Origin of the sequence: Streptomyces sp. NPDC056486, assembly GCF_042795295.1 — a bacterium.
In the GTDB taxonomy this organism is placed as follows: Bacteria; Actinomycetota; Actinomycetes; order Streptomycetales; family Streptomycetaceae; genus Streptomyces.
In genome coordinates, this window is record NZ_JBHTSF010000013.1 from 57357 (window position 1) to 74586 (window position 17230).

12 protein-coding genes are annotated in these 17230 nt (G+C 70.7%); 4 read left to right on the forward strand and 8 right to left on the reverse strand.

Translation table 11 applies throughout. The features are described from left to right. Window positions 1-37: 37 nt before the first annotated feature. From ACFQ7F_RS08585 to ACFQ7F_RS08595, 3 genes are all read left to right on the forward strand, one after another. On the forward strand, window positions 38-526 hold the full coding sequence (locus tag ACFQ7F_RS08585) for an SCP2 sterol-binding domain-containing protein (RefSeq protein ID WP_383268101.1): 489 nt from the start codon (window positions 38-40) through the stop codon (window positions 524-526). A gap of 76 nt (window positions 527-602) precedes the next feature. Continuing rightward, on the forward strand, window positions 603-1916 hold the full coding sequence (locus ACFQ7F_RS08590; protein ID WP_383268104.1) for an acyl-CoA dehydrogenase family protein: 1314 nt from the start codon (window positions 603-605) through the stop codon (window positions 1914-1916). A gap of 132 nt (window positions 1917-2048) precedes the next feature. After that, window positions 2049-3800 carry a hypothetical protein gene (locus tag ACFQ7F_RS08595; RefSeq protein WP_383268107.1) on the forward strand — a complete coding sequence of 584 codons (1752 nt, stop codon included), beginning with the start codon at window positions 2049-2051 and terminating at the stop codon, window positions 3798-3800. Between the two features lie 28 nt (window positions 3801-3828). Here the strand turns inward: ACFQ7F_RS08595 and ACFQ7F_RS08600 are convergent, their stop codons facing one another. From ACFQ7F_RS08600 to iolC, 8 genes are all read right to left on the reverse strand, one after another. After that, window positions 3829-5487: a von Willebrand factor type A domain-containing protein gene (locus ACFQ7F_RS08600; RefSeq protein WP_383268110.1), complete on the reverse strand. Its 1659-nt coding sequence runs from the start codon at window positions 5485-5487 to the stop codon at window positions 3829-3831. A 459-nt stretch (window positions 5488-5946) separates the two neighbouring features. Further along, window positions 5947-6807, reverse strand: a complete 861-nt coding sequence (locus tag ACFQ7F_RS08605; RefSeq protein WP_383268188.1) for an ABC transporter permease — start codon at window positions 6805-6807, stop codon at window positions 5947-5949. Between the two features lie 47 nt (window positions 6808-6854). Beyond that, on the reverse strand, window positions 6855-9506 hold the full coding sequence (locus ACFQ7F_RS08610; protein WP_383268112.1) for an alpha/beta fold hydrolase: 2652 nt from the start codon (window positions 9504-9506) through the stop codon (window positions 6855-6857). A 268-nt stretch (window positions 9507-9774) separates the two neighbouring features. Continuing rightward, a complete protein-coding gene (mmsA, locus tag ACFQ7F_RS08615) occupies window positions 9775-11286 on the reverse strand; it encodes a CoA-acylating methylmalonate-semialdehyde dehydrogenase (RefSeq protein ID WP_383268115.1) in 1512 nt (503 codons plus the stop codon). 17 nt (window positions 11287-11303) lie between these two features. Further along, window positions 11304-13178, reverse strand: a complete 1875-nt coding sequence (gene iolD / locus ACFQ7F_RS08620) for a 3D-(3,5/4)-trihydroxycyclohexane-1,2-dione acylhydrolase (decyclizing) (protein WP_383268118.1) — start codon at window positions 13176-13178, stop codon at window positions 11304-11306. Between the two features lie 56 nt (window positions 13179-13234). Then, a complete protein-coding gene (gene iolB, locus ACFQ7F_RS08625) occupies window positions 13235-14053 on the reverse strand; it encodes a 5-deoxy-glucuronate isomerase (protein WP_383268120.1) in 819 nt (272 codons plus the stop codon). Window positions 14054-14062: 9 nt separating this feature from the next. After that, window positions 14063-14968 carry a deoxyribose-phosphate aldolase gene (locus ACFQ7F_RS08630; protein ID WP_383268122.1) on the reverse strand — a complete coding sequence of 302 codons (906 nt, stop codon included), beginning with the start codon at window positions 14966-14968 and terminating at the stop codon, window positions 14063-14065. After that, a complete protein-coding gene (gene iolC / locus ACFQ7F_RS08635; RefSeq protein WP_383268191.1) occupies window positions 14961-15911 on the reverse strand; it encodes a 5-dehydro-2-deoxygluconokinase in 951 nt (316 codons plus the stop codon). Before iolC ends, ACFQ7F_RS08630 begins: the two co-directional genes overlap by 8 nt. A 175-nt stretch (window positions 15912-16086) precedes the next feature. Here iolC and ACFQ7F_RS08640 point away from each other — a divergent pair, with 175 nt between their 5' ends. Further along, entirely contained in the window at window positions 16087-16986 is a 900-nt protein-coding gene (locus ACFQ7F_RS08640; protein WP_383268125.1) for a sugar phosphate isomerase/epimerase family protein, read from the forward strand. Window positions 16987-17230: the final 244 nt, after the last annotated feature.

Below are 17230 nucleotides of genomic sequence, written 5' to 3' on the forward strand. Positions count from 1 at the left end.
CCCTTTAGTAAGTTTACTGTTGAGTAAGGAGATTGTCATGACGGACGGCGTCGGCGGTGCGGAAGGTGTGGCCGGTCTGGACTTCGCGAGCGTCACTCCCGAGGAGTTCGCGAAGATCGTGAAGGGCCTGTCCGGCAAGGAGATCACCGAGATCGCCAAGGATGCGGAGCTGCGCGCCCGCGTCCTGAAGGAGGTGTTCGGGCGGATGGGACGGCAGTTCAAGCCGGAGGCCGCGGGCACGCTCAAGGCCCTGATCCGCTGGAAGATCACGGGAGTCGACGAGTCGGTCGAGACGGTCGAGACGGTCTACGAGACGGACATCTCGGAGGGCACCTGCACCGTCCGCGAAGGCCGCTCGAACGCCGAGCCGCGCGTCACGCTCGTCATGGCCGACGCCGAGTTCCTCAAGCTGGTCTCCGGCAACGCCAACCCCGTGACGATGTTCATGATGCGCAAGCTCAAGGTCGCGGGCGATGTGGCGCTCGCCGCCGGCCTCACCCGCTACTTCGACATCCCGAAGGCCTGACCCGGGCCCGTTCCCAACCGCATGTCATAAACCCGACGCACCGACTGACACGCCGACTTCCGGAAGGGGCCACACCATGGCCTTCTCGCTCGAACTGACCGAGGAACAGCGCGACCTGCGCGGCTGGGTGCACGGCTTCGCGGCCGATGTGGTGCGGCCGGCGGCCGCCGAGTGGGACGAGCGCGAGGAGACGCCCTGGCCCGTCATCCAGGAGGCCGCGAAGATCGGCCTGTACGGATTCGAGTCCCTGGCCGACATGTTCGGCGACCCCACCGGGCTCTCGCTGCAGATCGCCAACGAGGAGCTGTTCTGGGGCGACGCGGGCATCGGGATGGCCCTGTTCGGCACGTCGCTCGCGGTGGCCGGGATCTTCTCCGCGGGCACGCCGGACCAGCTGGCCGAGTGGGTGCCGCAGTGCTTCGGTGACGAGGACGAGCCCAAGGTCGCCGCGTTCTGCGTCTCGGAGCCCGACGCGGGCTCCGACGTGTCGGCGATGCGGACGCGCGCGACGTACGACGAGGCACGCGACGAGTGGACCCTGTCGGGCCAGAAGGCGTGGATCACGAACGGCGGCATCGCGAACGTCCACGTGGTGGTCGCGTCCGTCGATCCGGCCCTTGGCTCACGGGGGCAGGCGGCGTTCATCGTGCCGCCCGGCACCCGGGGTCTCGAAGGCGCCCGGAAGATAAAGAAGCTGGGGCTGCGGGCCTCGCACACCGCGGATGTGTTCCTGGACGACGTACGCGTGCCGGGGCACTGTCTGCTCGGCGGCAAGGAGCGGCTCGACGCCCGGCTCGCCCGGGCCCGCGAAGGAACCAAGACGGGTTCCGGAAGCAGTTCCCGAAGTGGTTCCGGCTCCGGAAGTGGTTCCGGGGGTAGTTCCGGAAGCGGTTCCGGAGGTAGTTCCGGAAGCGGTTCCGGAGGCCGTGGGCAAGCCGCCATGGCGACCTTCGAGGTGAGCCGGCCGACGGTGGGGGCGCAGGCGCTCGGCATCGCGCGGGCCGCCTACGAGTACGCGCTCGACTACGCGGGCTCCCGGGTCGCCTTCGGCCGCCCCATCATCGAGAACCAGTCCATCGCCTTCGCGCTCGCCGATCTGCGGACCGAGATCGAGGCGGTGCGGCTGCTGATCTGGCAGGCGTCGTGGATGGCGCGCAACGACAAGTCGTTCGACGCGGGGCAGGGCTCGATGTCCAAGCTGCGGGCCGGGGAGCTTGCGGTGGCGGCCACGGAGAAGGCTGTGCAGGTGTTGGGGGGCGCGGGGTACAGCAGGGAGCATCCGGTGGAGCGGATGTACCGGGACGCGAAGATCTACACGATTTTCGAGGGGACGAGTGAGATTCAGCGCCTCGTGATCGCTCGGGCGATTTCCGGACGGCAGATTCGCTGAGCATTCAGCCCGCCGTGGGGCCTGAACCTTCAGGCAGTCGTGGGGGGGGGGCGGCCCCGCTCTCCAAGAGCTCGGGGAGATTATGCACAAAATAACCTAAAGCCCCCATTGACCTGCGCCGATAAAAAGATCATGACGTCGACGCAACTCTCCCTCCGCGAGCCCGACGCCGCCCTCGGGCTGCTCAACAGCCGCCGCGACGTCGGGCGCCGTATCCGGCGTGGCGTCCTCTGTCTGCTCCCGGCCTGCGTCATCGCGTTCGCCGGGTTCCAGCGGCGCTGGATGTCCGACGACGGGCACATCTACGTCCGTACGGTCCGCCAGATCCTGGCCGGCAACGGCCCCGTCTTCAACGCGGGCGAGCGCGCCGAGTCCTCCACCGGCACCCTCTGGCAGTGGCTGCTCGTGCTTGCGGGGTTGCCGGGCATCGATATCGCGAGGGCCGCGATGTACGGGGGGCTGCTGCTGACCGCCGCCGGGTTCGCGTTCGCCTCGCTCGGGGCGCTGCGGCTGTACGCGGACAAGGCGGTCCTTCCTCTCGGCTGCCTCGTCCTGCTCGCCCTGCCGCCCGTCTGGGACTTCGCCACCTCCGGCCTGGAGACCGGCCTCGCCACCTGCTGGATCGCGGGGGCCTGGCTGCTGCTGGTGACGCGCGCGCACTCGCCCGTGACGTGCGTGATCCTCGGGCTCGGCCCGCTCGTACGGCCCGACCTGGCGCTGGTGTCCGCGGTCTTCCTCGGGGCCCAGTGGCTGATGGTGCAGCCCTCGCGGCGGGCCACTTTCGGCGGGCTCGGAGCGGCCCTCGCGCTGCCGGTCGCGTACGAGATCTTCCGGGTCGGGTACTACGGACAGCTGATGCCGCTGCCCGGCGTGACCAAGGAGGCCTCGCAGAGTCTGTGGGGGCGCGGGTTCGGCTACCTCGTGGACTTCGGGGAGCCCTATCTCCTGTGGATGCCCGCGCTGTTCCTGCTCGCGGCCCTGCTGCCGTCGGCGGCGCAGAGGCGGGACGCCGCACCGCTGGTCCCAGCACCGCTGGTCCCAGCACCGCTGGTCCCAGCACCGCTGGTCTCCGCACCGCTGGTCCCCGCGCTCGCGCCCGTCGTCGCGGGGCTCCTCTGCTGGGGCTACGTCATCAAGGTGGGCGGCGACTTCATGCACGGCCGGATGTTCCTGCCGGGTCTGCTTCTCATGCTCCTGCCGGTCTTCCTGGTGCCCCTCACGCGCGCGTGGACCATCGCGGCGGTGGGCATCGGGATCTGGGCCGTGGCCTGCGCGGGCTGGCTGCGCATGCCGTACGAGGGGCGGATCGGGCCCGGCGGAGTGGCGGACGAACGCGGTGTGTACGTCCAGCAGAACGCCGCCGCCCACCCCCTCCACCACGACTTCGCGGGCTATCCGAGCAACATGGCGTGGGCACGTCTCGTACGCGACGCCGATCGCGCGGGAACCCCGAGCCTGTTCCTCGCCAGGACCCCGGCCGCCGCCAACTCCCCCACCGTCACCGGCGTCTACAGCACCCTCGGCTTCAGCGGCACCGTGGTCCCCCTGAACGGCGCCGCCCTCGATCCGATCGGCCTCGCCTATCCGCTTGCCGCCCATTCCGAGCGCATCAACGGCCGCGTGGGCCACGACAAGCGGCTGCCCGACACGTGGATCTTCGCCGACCGTGGCCGCGGTGCCCTCCCCGAGGGCCTCGATCCGGCGGGTGTCGCCGCCGCCCGGCGGGCGCTCGGCTGCGGGCCACTGGCCGAGCTGCGGGCGGCGACGCGGGATCCGATGACGCCGGGGCGGTTCCTGCGCAATGTCACCGGGGTGTGGGAGCGGACGTCGTTCCGCTTCCCGAACGACCCGGTACAGGCCGAACGGAAACTCTGTGGCCGCTAGCGGCCAGCCAACTGCCCCCTACTGACGGTTAGCCGGTGATCTCGCCCTCGTCCTCTCCCCCGCCTCCGCCGCCTCCGTATCCCCCGGTGAGACGGTCCGCCTGCCGGACGGCGGTCGCGAGGTCGCGCAGGGACTTGTCGTCGTCGCCGTCCGATGACAACTCATCTGCGCTCCTTGCCAGTTCGGCCAGCGAGGGCGCGCCGGGGAGGGACTGCCGCTCGGGGGAACCGGTGGAGGTGGACATCGGCTCGGGGGCGGTGGCAGAGGTTCCCTGCCGCAGCGCGTCCGCGAAGTAGGCGGCGACCGCCGTGGTCCGCAGCCCGGGGTCGGCGTTCCACAGGCCGCCCTCCAGGTCGCCCGACTCGATCTGGTTCGACTCCTCGTGCGGGGCACGGCTGTCGGGGTCGAGCCAGCGGACGCTGGCCGTCGCCACGTGCCCGCTGGTGGCGGGCCTCATCCGTACGGCATACAGCGCCGTCACCGTGTGGCCGGGCCCGACCTCGCCGCCGTCCACGCTGTCGTCCCGGAAATCGTCGTCGGCGACCGCGCGGTTGTCGTAGCCGATGAGCCGGAACTGCTTGACGGTCTTCGGGTCGAAGGCGACCTGCGCCTTCGCGTCGCGGGCGCGCAGTTCGATGTTGGCCGGGAGCTGCTCGCAGAAGACCTTCCTGGCCTCCTCGCTGTCCGACACGTACGTGGTGTGGCCGTCGCCCTTGTCGGCGAGGCGTTCCATCAACGCGTCCCCGTAGTCGCTGCCGACGCCCACCCCGAAGAGGGTGATGCCGTGTTCGCTGCGGGCGTCGGAGATGCGCTCCAGGATGCCGTCCGCGCTGGTCTCGCCGGTGTTGGCGAGGGCGTCGGAGAGCAGGACGACGCGGTTGGTGGCGCCGTCGCGCCGACCGCCCACCGCGGTGTCGTACCCCGTGCGGATACCCGCTTCCAGGTTGGTGGACTGGGTCGGCTCCATTGCGTCGATGGCCGAGTGCACCTTGCCGCGGTGGTCCCCGAGGCGGGTCATGGGCAGCACCTTCTCGGCGCTGTCGCTGAAGGTGACGAGCGCGATGGAGTCGTCGTCGCGCAGCTTGTCGGTCATGATCGCGAGCGACTCCTTGACCAGGTCGAGGCGGCCGGGCTCCGCCATCGAACCGGAGACGTCGATCACGAAGGTGAGGGCTGCGGGCGGGCGTTCGCCGTCCGAGCTGTCCCCGCGGGTCGCGAGCCCCACCCGCATCAGAGACCAGCCGTCGGCGTCGGTACGGGCGCCGTCCACGTTCGCGGAGAAGCCGTCGCCCTCGGGGCGCGGGTAGTCCTGGCGGAAGCTGTTGACGAACTCTTCGGGGCGTACGGTCGCCGGGTCCGGGAGGCGGCCTTCGGCGAGGGTGCGGCGGGCGAAGCCGTAGGAGGCGGTGTCCACGTCCAGGGCGAAGGTGGAGAGATAATCGGGCGGCGGCGCGAAGTCCCGCTGCTTGCCGTCCTGTTGCTCGCCTTGTCCACCGGGGGTGGCCGCGTCACCGGTGCCGGGCGATGCGGGGCCCGGCGCGGGCAGGGGCGCGGTGCCGCGCCGTTCCTTCCCGCTGCTGTCGCTGGCCCGGTCCGTGTTCCCGCCACCGGAACTGCACCCGCTGAGCAACAGCCCACCCGCCACGGCCACGGCAAGCAGCCCCTGCCGTACTTTCCAGGTCCCCATCCCGGCCCCCTCGCGTCGTCGCTTCACATGACTGTGACGCGCGGGACACCGCGAACGCTCACTCGAAAGCGTTGCGGAAGAGTCTCGATGCGGGCACGGCGGGCACGGCGGGCCGCACGCGCTCCTGCTAGGAGGGGTCCTGAGGGAAGACACTCAGGGGACGGAGCGGCGGCGCATCGTGTGCGGGGAGGACTCCCGCGGCTGCCGCGTCGAACCCATCAGGCCAGACCGTTTCAGCACGATGAGATTCACGCTCGCAAGCGCCACCCCGATGCTCAGCGTCCAGGACCGGTCAGAGCCTTGCATCGCAAGAAGCGGCACTCCCCGCGCCCGGCGCCCTGCGCCCTGCGCCCTGCGCCCGGACAAGACCTCGGGACTTCTCCTTCTACGCGCCATCCCAAGAGATGGCGTCCCGGCGACGCACCTCGATCGCCGGGAACGGAAGCCGCTCCCAGGGCCTCAGCTGACCACGTCCTTCCGCGCGAACCCCCGGAACGCCAGCGCGAACAGCACCAGCGCGTACGCCACCGAGACAGCCGAGCCCTGGATCATTCCGCCCCACTCCGGGCGGGGCTGGATCGCGTCCGCCCATGCGAACTGCCAGTGCGCCGGGAGGAAGTCGCGCCAGCTGCCGAGTGCCGTCACCGCGTCCAGGACGTTGCCGACGATCGTCAGGCCCACCGCGCCGCCCACTGCTCCCAGCGGCGCGTCCGTCTTGGTCGAGAGCCAGAACGCGAGCGCGGCCGTGACCAGTTGGGAGATGAAGATGTACGCCACGACGATCACGAGGCGCTGCGCCGCCGTTCCGGCGGGGAGGGCGCCGCCCGTCGGGATCTGTAGCGGTCCCCAGCCGTACGTCGCTGTTCCGACCGCCAGGGCGATCAGTGGGAGCAGCACCATTGCCGCCGCGCTGAGGCCGAGCGCCACGGCCAGCTTCGACCACAGCAGGCGGGCCCGTGGCACGGGAGCCGCGAGGAGGTAGCGCAGGGACGACCAGCTCGCCTCCGAGGCGACCGTGTCCCCGCAGAACAGTGCGACGGGGATGACCAGGAGGAAGCCCGCCGAGACGAACAGGCATGTCGCCGCGAAGTTCGCGCCGGATGCCGTGGCCGTGTCCATCAGCGTCACCCGGCCGCTTCTGGACTCCGGTGATCCGGCGATGGTGAACGCGAGGACGAGGACGAAGGGCAGCAGGCCCATCACCCCGGCCATCACCAGCGTGCGGCGCCGCTTCAGCTGGCGCATCGCCTCGACCCGCAGCGGCAGCGTGCGGCCGGGGCGGTATCCGGGAGCCGTGGCGCGTTCCGTGCCCGGCTTCATGCCCGGCTCCGTGCCGGGCCCCGTGCCGGGCCCCGTGGCTGTGGCGCTCATGCGGTGCCTCCGTCGATCAGGGTCAGGAACGCGTCTTCGAGGCGGCGGTGCGGGCCCATGGACTCCACGGGCAGTTCCAGGCGCACCAGTTCGGGAAGCAGCCGTGCGGCGCTGCCGGACTCCGTGCCGTCGAGGCGCACCAGGAGACCGGCGTCCGCGCGGACCGCCGATGCGACGCCGGGCAGCGCGGCCACCTTGTCCACCAGCGGGTCGGAGATGTCGTCCGCGAGGCCCACCAGGAGCGTGTCGCCGGAGCCGACGATCTCGGAGACCGGGCCCGCCTGGATGAGACGGCCGCGGTCCATGACCACCAGATGCGTGCAGGACTGCTCGACCTCGGCGAGGAGGTGGCTGGAGACTATGACCGTGCGGCCGCCCGCCGCGTACCGGATCATGACCTCGCGCATCTCGCGGATCTGTGGCGGGTCGAGGCCGTTCGTCGGTTCGTCGAGAATCAGCAGGTCCGGCATGCCGAGCATGGCCTGGGCGATCGCGAGCCGCTGCCGCATGCCCTGCGAGTACGTCCGCACCGCGCGGGCGAGCGCGTCGCCGAGCCCGGCGATCTCCAACGCCTCGTCCATGCGGGCGTCTTCGGCGGGGCGCCCGGTGGCCTTCCAGTACAGCTCCAGGTTCTCGCGCCCGGAGAGGTGCGGCAGGAAGCCCGCGCCCTCGACGAACGCGCCGACCCGGGAGAGGACGGGCGAGCCGGGCCGGATCGCCTGCCCGAAGACGCGGATCTCGCCCGCGTCGGGCCGGATGAGGCCCATGAGCATGCGCAGGGTCGTCGTCTTGCCCGCGCCGTTCGGGCCGAGGAGGCCGAGCACCTGGCCCTTCTCGACGCTGAAGGAGAGGTCACGGACCGCGTAACGGTCCACCGACTTCGCGTACCGCTTGCTCAAGTCCGTGATCCGCAGCGGCACTTCCGCGAGCTCCGGGTCCGGCGCGGGCGCCGTCGTCCGGCGCCGCGCGGTGAGCAGGAGCAGCACCGCGATCACCGCTCCGGACGCCGGGAGCCACCACACCCAGGCGGGCAGCGGCGTCGCCGCCGTCTCCACGTCGGGCGCGGTGGGGACCGACAGGTCGCCCTTCATGGCGACGCTGTACGTGGCTGGCTGCGTCGGAGAGGCGTAGCCCAGGTCCGTCGAGGCGAGGACGAGGCGAAGGCGGTGGCCCTTCTGTACGTCGTGGTCGACGGCGGGCAGGGTGACGGTGACGTCCTTGCCCGCCTTCGCGCCCTCCACACGGATCGGCGAGACCAGTTGGGAGGGCAGCACCTTCTGCTTGCCGCCAGGACCTACGTCGTACACCTTGCCGAAGAGCACGGCGTCCTCGCTGCTGGACTTGACGTGCAGGCGCGCCTTCGGGGATCCGGTGATGCGCAGGTCTTCCTTGAACGGGGCCGACTCGAAGCTCGCGTTCTGGCCGGGGAAGTCGAGGGAGACTCCGACGCCGAGCGAGGACAGCTGGTTGAGTCCGCCGCCGCCCGCGCCGGGAAGGGCGGAGATGGCGGGCGGCGCGGCGCCCGCGGGGTTCTCGAAGCGCTGCTCGCGCCCGGTGAGCGCGATCTCCCGCTGCCCGCTCTCCAGGCCGGGGTAGCGGTCGCCGCTCGCGCCCCGCGTCGTCGCGGCCCCGTTGGTGGAGTCCATCCCTCCGGTGCGGGTGACCCGGAATCCGGGGCCGGTGTCCGCGCTCTTGTCGTCCTTCAGATAGCGGTCGAACCACGATCCGATGCGGCCGTTCACCCGGCCCGTCTCGCGGTCGCCGCCGTCATGGCCGCCGGAGATCCAGTCGACGGACACGGGCGCGTGGTTGGCGCGGAGCGCCTTGGCGATGGAGTCGGCCTGACCCAGCGGGAAGAGCGAGTCGGTCTGCCCCTGGAAGAGCAGGGCGGGCACCTTGATGCGGTCGCCCACGGCGACGGGGCTGCGCTCGGCGAGGATCTTACGCGCCGCGGCATCCGGCTTTCCGGCCTCCGCGACCCGGTTGTACATCTCGCAGAGCTGCTTCTCGAACCGCTCGCAGCCGCCGCCGGTGTTGATGAAGAGACCCGCCCAGAGCTTCTTGAAGACGCCGTTGGGGAAGAGGGCGTCGCTGAGGTTCCAGTACGTGATCTGGGGGGCGATGGCGTCCACGCGGTCGTCGTAACCGGCGGTGAGGAGGGAGATCGCACCTCCGTACGACGCGCCGGTCATGCCGACCCGGGGGTCGCCCTTCTTGTCCAGCTGCACCTCGGGCCGCTTCGCCAGCCAGTCGATCAGGTGGGAGGCGTCGGCGACCTCGCCCTTCGGGTCGTTGAGGCCGATCTTGCCGGTGGACTTGCCGAAGCCGCGGGCTGACCAGGTCAGGACCGCGTACCCCTTGCTCGCCAGGCCTTCCGCCTGTGCGCGCAGCTCGTCCTTGTTGGCGCCGAAACCGTGGCCGATGAGGACGGCGGGGCGCTTCTTCGAGGCGTCACCCGCGGTGAAGTACGACGTGTCGATCTTCGCGCCGCCCGCTCCCGTCATCTGCATGACGCGGTCCTCACGGTGCACGGCGGGCCCGTCGTCCGACGCCGCCGCCGTCCAGGTGCCCGCGCCCGCGAGCAGCGCGAGGGCGGCCGCTGCGGCGAGGAGTCTGCGCTTGGGCAGCTTCGGCAGTCGTAGATCCATGCGTCAACCGTACGGGCGAGGGCTGACATCCGGGGCAGCCGGTGGTGTGAACCCGGTTGTCTCCCTGGGGAGTAGGCCGGGGGCCCGCCGTACCACGGCTGCGGTACGGCAGGAACTTTCCCCGACCCCGCCCCTTCCCGGCTGTATCGTCTTGCGGCTTCGCCGCGTGGCGTGCCTGCGCCCCGGACCTACCTGGGGCTCCGCCCCAGACCCCGCTCCTCAAACGCCGGAGGGGCTGAAACCAATCAGCCCCTCCAGCGCGCAGCCGCTAGTGATTCCGCGGGAACCCCAGGTCCACGCCCTCCGGCGCGTCCGACGGGTCCGGCCAGCGGGTGGTGACGACCTTGCCCCGGGTGTAGAAGTGCGTCCCGTCATTTCCGTAGATGTGGTGATCTCCGAAGAGCGAGTCCTTCCAGCCACCGAAGGAGTGGTAGCCCACCGGCACCGGGATCGGGACGTTCACGCCCACCATCCCGGCCTCGATCTCCAGCTGGAAGCGCCGTGCGGCGCCGCCGTCGCGGGTGAAGATCGCCGTGCCGTTCCCGAAGGGCGACGCGTTCATCAGCGCCACGCCCTCCTCGTACGTGTCGACCCGAAGGACGCAAAGCACGGGGCCGAAGATCTCGTCCTTGTACGCGTCGGCCGTCACCGGCACGCGGTCAAGGAGCGAGAGGCCGATCCAGTGGCCGTCCTCGAAGCCCTCGACCGTGTGGCCGGTGCCGTCCAGGACGACCTCGCAGCCCTCGGCAGCCGCGCCCGTCACATACGACGCCACCTTGTCGCGGTGCGCCGCCGTGATGAGCGGGCCCATCTCCGACGCCGGGTCGTTGCCGGGGCCGATCTTGATCTTCTCGGCCCGCTCCTTGATCTTCGCGACCAGCTCGTCGGCGATCGACCCGACCGCGACCACGGCCGAGATGGCCATGCAGCGCTCGCCCGCCGAGCCGTACGCCGCCGAGACGGCCGCGTCCGCAGCCGCGTCGAGGTCCGCGTCCGGCAGGACCAGCATGTGGTTCTTGGCGCCGCCGAGCGCCTGGACGCGCTTGCCGTTGGCGGTCGCTGTGGTGTGGATGTGGCGGGCGATCGGCGTGGAGCCGACGAAGGAGACGGCCGCCACGTCCGGGTGCGAGAGCAGCCGGTCCACGGCCACCTTGTCGCCGTGCAGGACGTTGAAGACGCCGTCCGGGAGGCCCGCCTCGGAGAGCAGCTCCGCGATCTTCATCGCGGCCGAGGGGTCCTTCTCCGACGGCTTCAGCACGAAGGTGTTGCCGCACGCGATGGCGAGCGGGAACATCCACATCGGCACCATGGCCGGGAAGTTGAACGGCGTGATGCCCGCGACGACGCCGAGCGGCTGGCGGATGGACGCGACGTCCACACGCGAGGCCACCTCCGTCGACAGCTCGCCCTTGAGCTGGACCGTGATCCCGCACGCGAGGTCCACGATCTCCAGACCACGGGCGACCTCGCCGAGCGCGTCCGAGTGCACCTTGCCGTGCTCGGCGGTGATCAGCTCGGCGATCGCGTCACGGTTGGCGTCGAGCAGCGCCCGGAAGGCGAAGAGCACCGAGGTGCGCTTGGCGAGCGACGACTTGCCCCACGTGGTGTAAGCCTCGCGCGCGGAGGCGACGGCGGCGTCCACCTCGTCCACGGACGCGAAGGCGACCTGCGTGGTGACGGCGCCGGTCGCGGGGTCGGTGACCGGGCCGTACGTACCCGACGCACCCGCGGCATTCCCAACGGGCTTCCCACCGATCCAGTGATTGACGGTCTTCGTCATGACAAGCATCCCTACTCTCACAGGTGGCGGCGTCGGGCTGAGACGTGCCGGTCGTACTCTTTCCTGGCCTTGATGGCGGACGGTCGGTCCGCGGTCTCGGCCACGGGCACATCCCACCACGCCTGCGCCGGGGGCGGGGGCGACACTGTGTCTGCCGTTTCCGTCTCCACGTAGACACATGTGGGACCGTCGGCCGCACGCGCCTCCGCAAGAGCATCGCGCAGGTCAGCCACTGTTTTGGCGCGAATCACCCGCATCCCGAGCGAGGCCGCGTTGGCCGCGAGATCGACGGGCAGCGGGGCGCCCGTGTACGTGCCGTCGGGCGCCCGGAAGCGGTAGGCGGTCCCGAACCGCTCGCCGCCCACGGACTCGGAGAGCCCGCCGATGGACGCGTACCCGTGGTTCTGCAGGATCACGACCTTGATCGGGATGTTCTCCTGGACCGCGGTGACGATCTCGGTGGGCATCATCAGATACGTTCCGTCGCCCACAAGGGCCCAGACCGGGCGGTCCGGCGCCGCCATCGCGACGCCGATCGAGGCGGGGATCTCGTATCCCATGCAGGAGTAGCCGTACTCGACGTGGTACTGCCGGGGCGAGCGCGTCCTCCACAGCTTGTGGAGATCTCCGGGGAGTGATCCGGCCGCGTTGATGATCACGTCCTCGTCCGTGACAAGCGCGTCGAGCAGACCGAGGACCTGGAGCTGCGTGGGCCGTACGTCGGGTTCATCGGCCGCGTACGCCGCATCGACGCGCTGCTCCCATCGAACCTTGTCCTCGGTGTACTCGGCGACGTACGCGGGCGGGACCCGCCACTCCTCAAGGGCGCCGGTAAGGGCCTCCAGGCCCGCGCGCGCGTCCGCGATCAGGGGCGTGCCCGCCATCTTGTGGCCGTCGAACGCGGTGATGTTGACGTTGAGGAAGCGGACGCCGGGCTCGGTGAAGAGCGTGCCCGATGCCGTGGTGAAGTCGCTGTAGCGGGTGCCGACGCCGATCACCAGGTCGGCGGTGCGGGCCAGTTCGTCGGCGGTGGCCGTGCCCGTGTGCCCGATGGCGCCGACGTCCGCCGGGTGGTCGAACCGCAGGGAGCCCTTGCCGGCCTGGGTGGAGGCGACGGGGATCCCGGTCGCGTCAGCCAGCTCCCGCAGCGCATCCTCGGCCGCGCTGTGGTGGACTCCGCCGCCCGCGACGATCAGCGGGCGACGCGCCTCGCGCACGGCCCGCGCGGCAGCCGCCAGTTCACGCGGGTCGGGGGCCTGACGCCGTACGCCCCACACCCGCTCCTCGAAGAACTCCTCCGGCCAGTCGTACGCCTCTGCCTGCACGTCCTGCGGAAGCGCGAGGGTGACGGCGCCGGTGTCGGCCGGGTCGGTCAGGACGCGCATCGCGGCGAGCGCGGCCGGGATCAGGGCCTCGGGCCGGGTGATCCGGTCGAAGTACTTCGACACCGGGCGCAGACAGTCGTTGACCGATACGTCACCCGCGTAAGGGACTTCGAGCTGCTGGAGCACCGGGTCGGCGGGGCGGGTCGCGAAGGTGTCGCCCGGCAGCAGGAGCACCGGCAGGTGGTTGATGGTCGCGAGCGCGGCGCCGGTGACGAGGTTGGTCGCACCGGGCCCGATGGACGTGGTGACGGCCTGCGTGGACAGGCGGCCCGACTGACGGGCGTACCCGACGGCGGCGTGCACCATGGCCTGTTCGTTGCGGCCCTGGTGGTAGGGCATGTCGTCGCCGTACTCCAGGAGTGCCTGGCCGATGCCCGCCACGTTGCCGTGGCCGAAGATGCCCCAGGTCGCGCCGATGAGCCGCTGCCGCTCGCCGTCGCGCTCGGTGAACTGCCGGGACAGGAAGCGGACGAGGGCCTGCGCGGTGGTCAGCCTGATCGAGGTCATCGATTTCGCTCCCCTGTCATCGATTTCGCTTCCCTGTCATCGGTATTCCTCCGCCGTCATCGGTACCCCTCCGTGTGATCGGGATGGAAGCAGATGCGCCACTCCCGCTCCTCCCCCGGACCGGCCATCACATTCAGGTAGTACATGCTGTGCCCCGGCTGGGCGATCGACGGGCCGTGCCAGCCGTCGGGGACGAGCACGGCGTCGCCCGTACGGACCTCGGCAAGGACGTCGGTGCCGCCGGGCCGCGACGGGAAGACCCGCTGATAGCCGAAGCCCTCGGGCCCGCCGTCCGGCGCGGCCTCGATCTCGAAGTAGTAGATCTCTTCGAGCTCGGCCTCGGCTCCCGGGCGGTGCTCGTCGTGCTTGTGCGGCGGGTACGAGGACCAGTTGCCCCCGGGTGTGATCACCTCGACGGCGATGAGGCGGTCGCAGTCGAAGGCGTCGGCGGACGCGAAGTTGCGGACCTCGCGGGTGCACGTGCCGCTGCCACGTTGCTCGACGGAAACCTCCGGCGCGGAGCCGTAGCGGGCGGGGAGTCGACGCTCGCACTTCGCTCCTGCCAGGGCGAAGCGGCCTCCCGCGCCGGAGGCGATCTGGATGTGGGCGTCACGGGGCACGTAGGCGAAGTCACTCACTCCGCTGAACACGCTCTGTCGGCCGAGGAGTTCGATGATCTCGTCTTCCGCGTGCACCGTACAGCCGCCGGTCAGCGGGAGCACGATCCATTCACTCTCCCCGGTCGCGAAGGAGTGCGTGGCGCCGGGTTCGATGTCGACCACGCGCAGTGCGGAATAGACAAGCCCGGACCGTTTGGGGTCGAGTTCAAGGGCGTACGGCCCCTCGGCCGCGCTGCCCTTCGGTACGTACGTCATGTGGCCCTCCTACAGCAGTCCGACAGCGGTGTCGACGGCGCCCGCCACATCGCCGTCGGCCGGGTACAGCAGCGTGCGCCCCGCGACGAGCCCGTGCACGGTGGGCAGTTGGAGCGCGCCCCGCCACTTCTCGTACGCGGCGTCGCTGTCGTCACCCAGGTCGCCTCCGAGGAGGACGGCGGGCAGTGTCGAGGCCTCCATGACGCGCGCCATGTCGTCCGGATTCTCGGTCACGGGGACCTTCAGCCAGGTGTACGCCGATGTCCCGGCGAGCCCCGACGCGATGGCGATGGACGTGGTGACTGCCTCGGCGCTCAGGTCGTTGCGCGGCAGGCCGCCGTCGGGCGCGCGCCGGCAGAGGAAGGGCTCGACGAAGACCGGCAGCTTCCTTGCGGCCATGGCATCGATGGCACGGGCGCTGGAGTGCATGGTCGCGAGGGAGCCGGGATCTTCGTAGTCGACCCGGAGCAGGAGTTTGCCCGCATCGAAGCCGAGCCGGTCGATGTCCTCGGCCCGGTAGCCCGTGAACCGGTCGTCGAGCTCGAACGAGGCCCCCGCGAGCCCGCCCCTGTTCATCGACCCCATGACGATCTTGCCGTCGATGGCGCCGAGCAGGAGGAGGTCTTCGAGGATGTCGGCGGTGGCGAGCACGCCGTCCACGCGGGGGCGCGAGAGTGCGAGGCAGAGCCGTTCGAGCAGGTCCGCGCGGTTGGCCATCGCCAGCTTGTCCCCGCCGACGGAGAGGGAGCCTCGCGCGGGGTGGTCGGCAGCGATGATCATCAGCCGCCCGCTGCCGCCGAGGAGCGGGCGCCTGGGGCGAAGCGCGGCGGCTTCGGCGATGGCTTCGGGGTGCCGGGCCCGGATCCGGACGAGTGCGGCGACGTCGACCCTGCGGTTGGCCATGTGGTCAGCCATGCGTCACGGCTCCCGCTGTCACGGCTCCCGCGGCGAGCGCCGCCTCGACCTCGTCGGGGAACGGCATCGCGGACGAACACTCCAGGCGCGACGCGACGATCGCCCCCGCCGCGTTGGCATACCGCATGATCCGCTCCAGCTCCCACCCTTCGAGCAGCCCGTGACACAGCGCACCGCCGAAGGCGTCCCCGGCCCCGAGGCCGTTGAGCACCGTCACGGGGAGCGGCGGCACCTCGGCGGCCTCGCCCGAGCTGTTCATCGCGAGCACCCCCTTGGGCCCCTGCTTGACCACGGCGAGTTCGACACCGGCAGCCAGCAACGCACAGGCGGCGGCGCGGGGTTCGCGCTCTCCCGTGGCCACCTCCACCTCGTCGAGGTTGCCCACCGCGACGGTGGCCTGCGCGAGCGCCTGCCCGTAGAAGCCCCGCGCGTCATCGACCCGCTCCCAGAACATCGGCCGCCAGTCGAGGTCGAAGACGGTGAGCCCGGCCTTCGCCCGTCCACGGAGCGCGGCCAGCGTCGCCGACCTGCTCGGCTCCGCGCAAAGCCCCGTGCCCGTCATCCAGAACACCCGTGCGGAGGCGATCGCGCCGAGGTCGAGCTCCTTCTCGTACATCTCCAGGTCAGGGGCTTTCGGCTGCCGGTAGAAGTAGAGCGGGAAGTCGTCGGGCGGAAAGACCTCGCAGAAGGTCACCGGGGTCGGAAGACCCGCGACCCCGCTCACCCATCGGTCGTCGACCCCGAACTGCCGCAGCTCCCGGTGCAGATAGTCCCCGAAGGGGTCCTCGCCGGTGCGCGTGACGACTGCGACCCGGCGGCCGAGACGTGACGCGGCGACGGCGACGTTCGACGCCGAGCCGCCCAGGAACTTGCCGAACGTGCTGACATCGGCGAGCGACACCCCGGCCTGCAGGGGATACAGATCCACCCCGATCCGGCCCATCGTGATGACGTCGTACGGATCGGTCACCCTGCACTCCTTGTCGGCATCGGCCCCTTGAACCCTCTCCTTGGATCCTCCCTAGGTCTATGCCGCCCCACGAACCCTGTCAACACATTGTCCTTACATTCGGACCACTCCTTGACATCGTTCCGCGGCGCCCTGAAAGCTGGCGGGCATGACGACGCTGTCACGCATCCGCATCGGCTCGGCACCCGACTCGTGGGGCGTGTGGTTCCCCGAGGATCCGGGACAGGTCCCCTGGAGCCGCTTCCTCGACGAGGTGGCGGACTCCGGATACGAGTGGATCGAGCTCGGCCCATACGGCTATCTGCCCACGGATCCCGCCGAACTGACCGCCGAGACCCAGCGGCGCGGCCTGAAGGTCTCGGCCGGGACGGTCTTCACCGGCCTGCACCACGGACCCTCCGTATGGGACAAGACCTGGGCCCATGTGGCCGACAACGCCGCCCTCGCCCAGGCGATGGGCGCCGAGCATCTCGTCGTCATCCCGTCCTTCTGGCGCGACGACAAGACCGGCGAGGTCCTGGAGGACCGCACGCTCACCCCGGAGCAGTGGCGTCAGCTCACGCTCCAGACCGAGCGGTTGGCGTACGAGGTGCGCGAGCGCTACGGCCTGCGCGTGGTCGTCCACCCCCATGCCGACACGCACATCGACGACGAGGAGAACGTCACCCGCTTCCTCGACGCGACCGACTCCGATCTCGTCTCGCTCTGTCTGGACACGGGCCATTACGCCTACTGCGGCGGCGACAACGTGAAGCTGATCGAGACGTACGGCGAACGCATCGGCTATCTGCACCTCAAGCAGGTCGACCCGGCCGTACTCGCCGAAGTGCGCGACCAGGAGATGCCGTTCGGGCCCGCCGTGGCCCGTGGCGTGATGTGCGAGCCGCCGACCGGGGTGCCCGCCATCGAGCCGGTCCTCGCGGCGGCCCAGAAGCTGGGCGTCGACCTGTTCGCCATCGTCGAGCAGGACATGTACCCCTGCCCGCCGGACAAGCCCCTGCCCATCGCCCGCCGGACCCGCTCGTACTTGCGCTCCTGCGGCGCGTGACGCCGCGCTGAACGCGCGCCCCTTCGGGCGCGCCCTGAGGCACGCCCCGTGGGTATGCTCCGTGACTGTGCGCCTGTCGCGCCCCCTCCGTGCGCCCACTCTGCGCCGGACCGGTGTGCCCGGAATGCATCACAAGCGTCACAAACAACCTCTCCGTGTCACACATGTCCCGTATACGCGGGTCTTCCGTCACAGCAGGTCGACAGCCACCCCCCTGCGCTCACTCCGTGTCGTTCACCGGGCA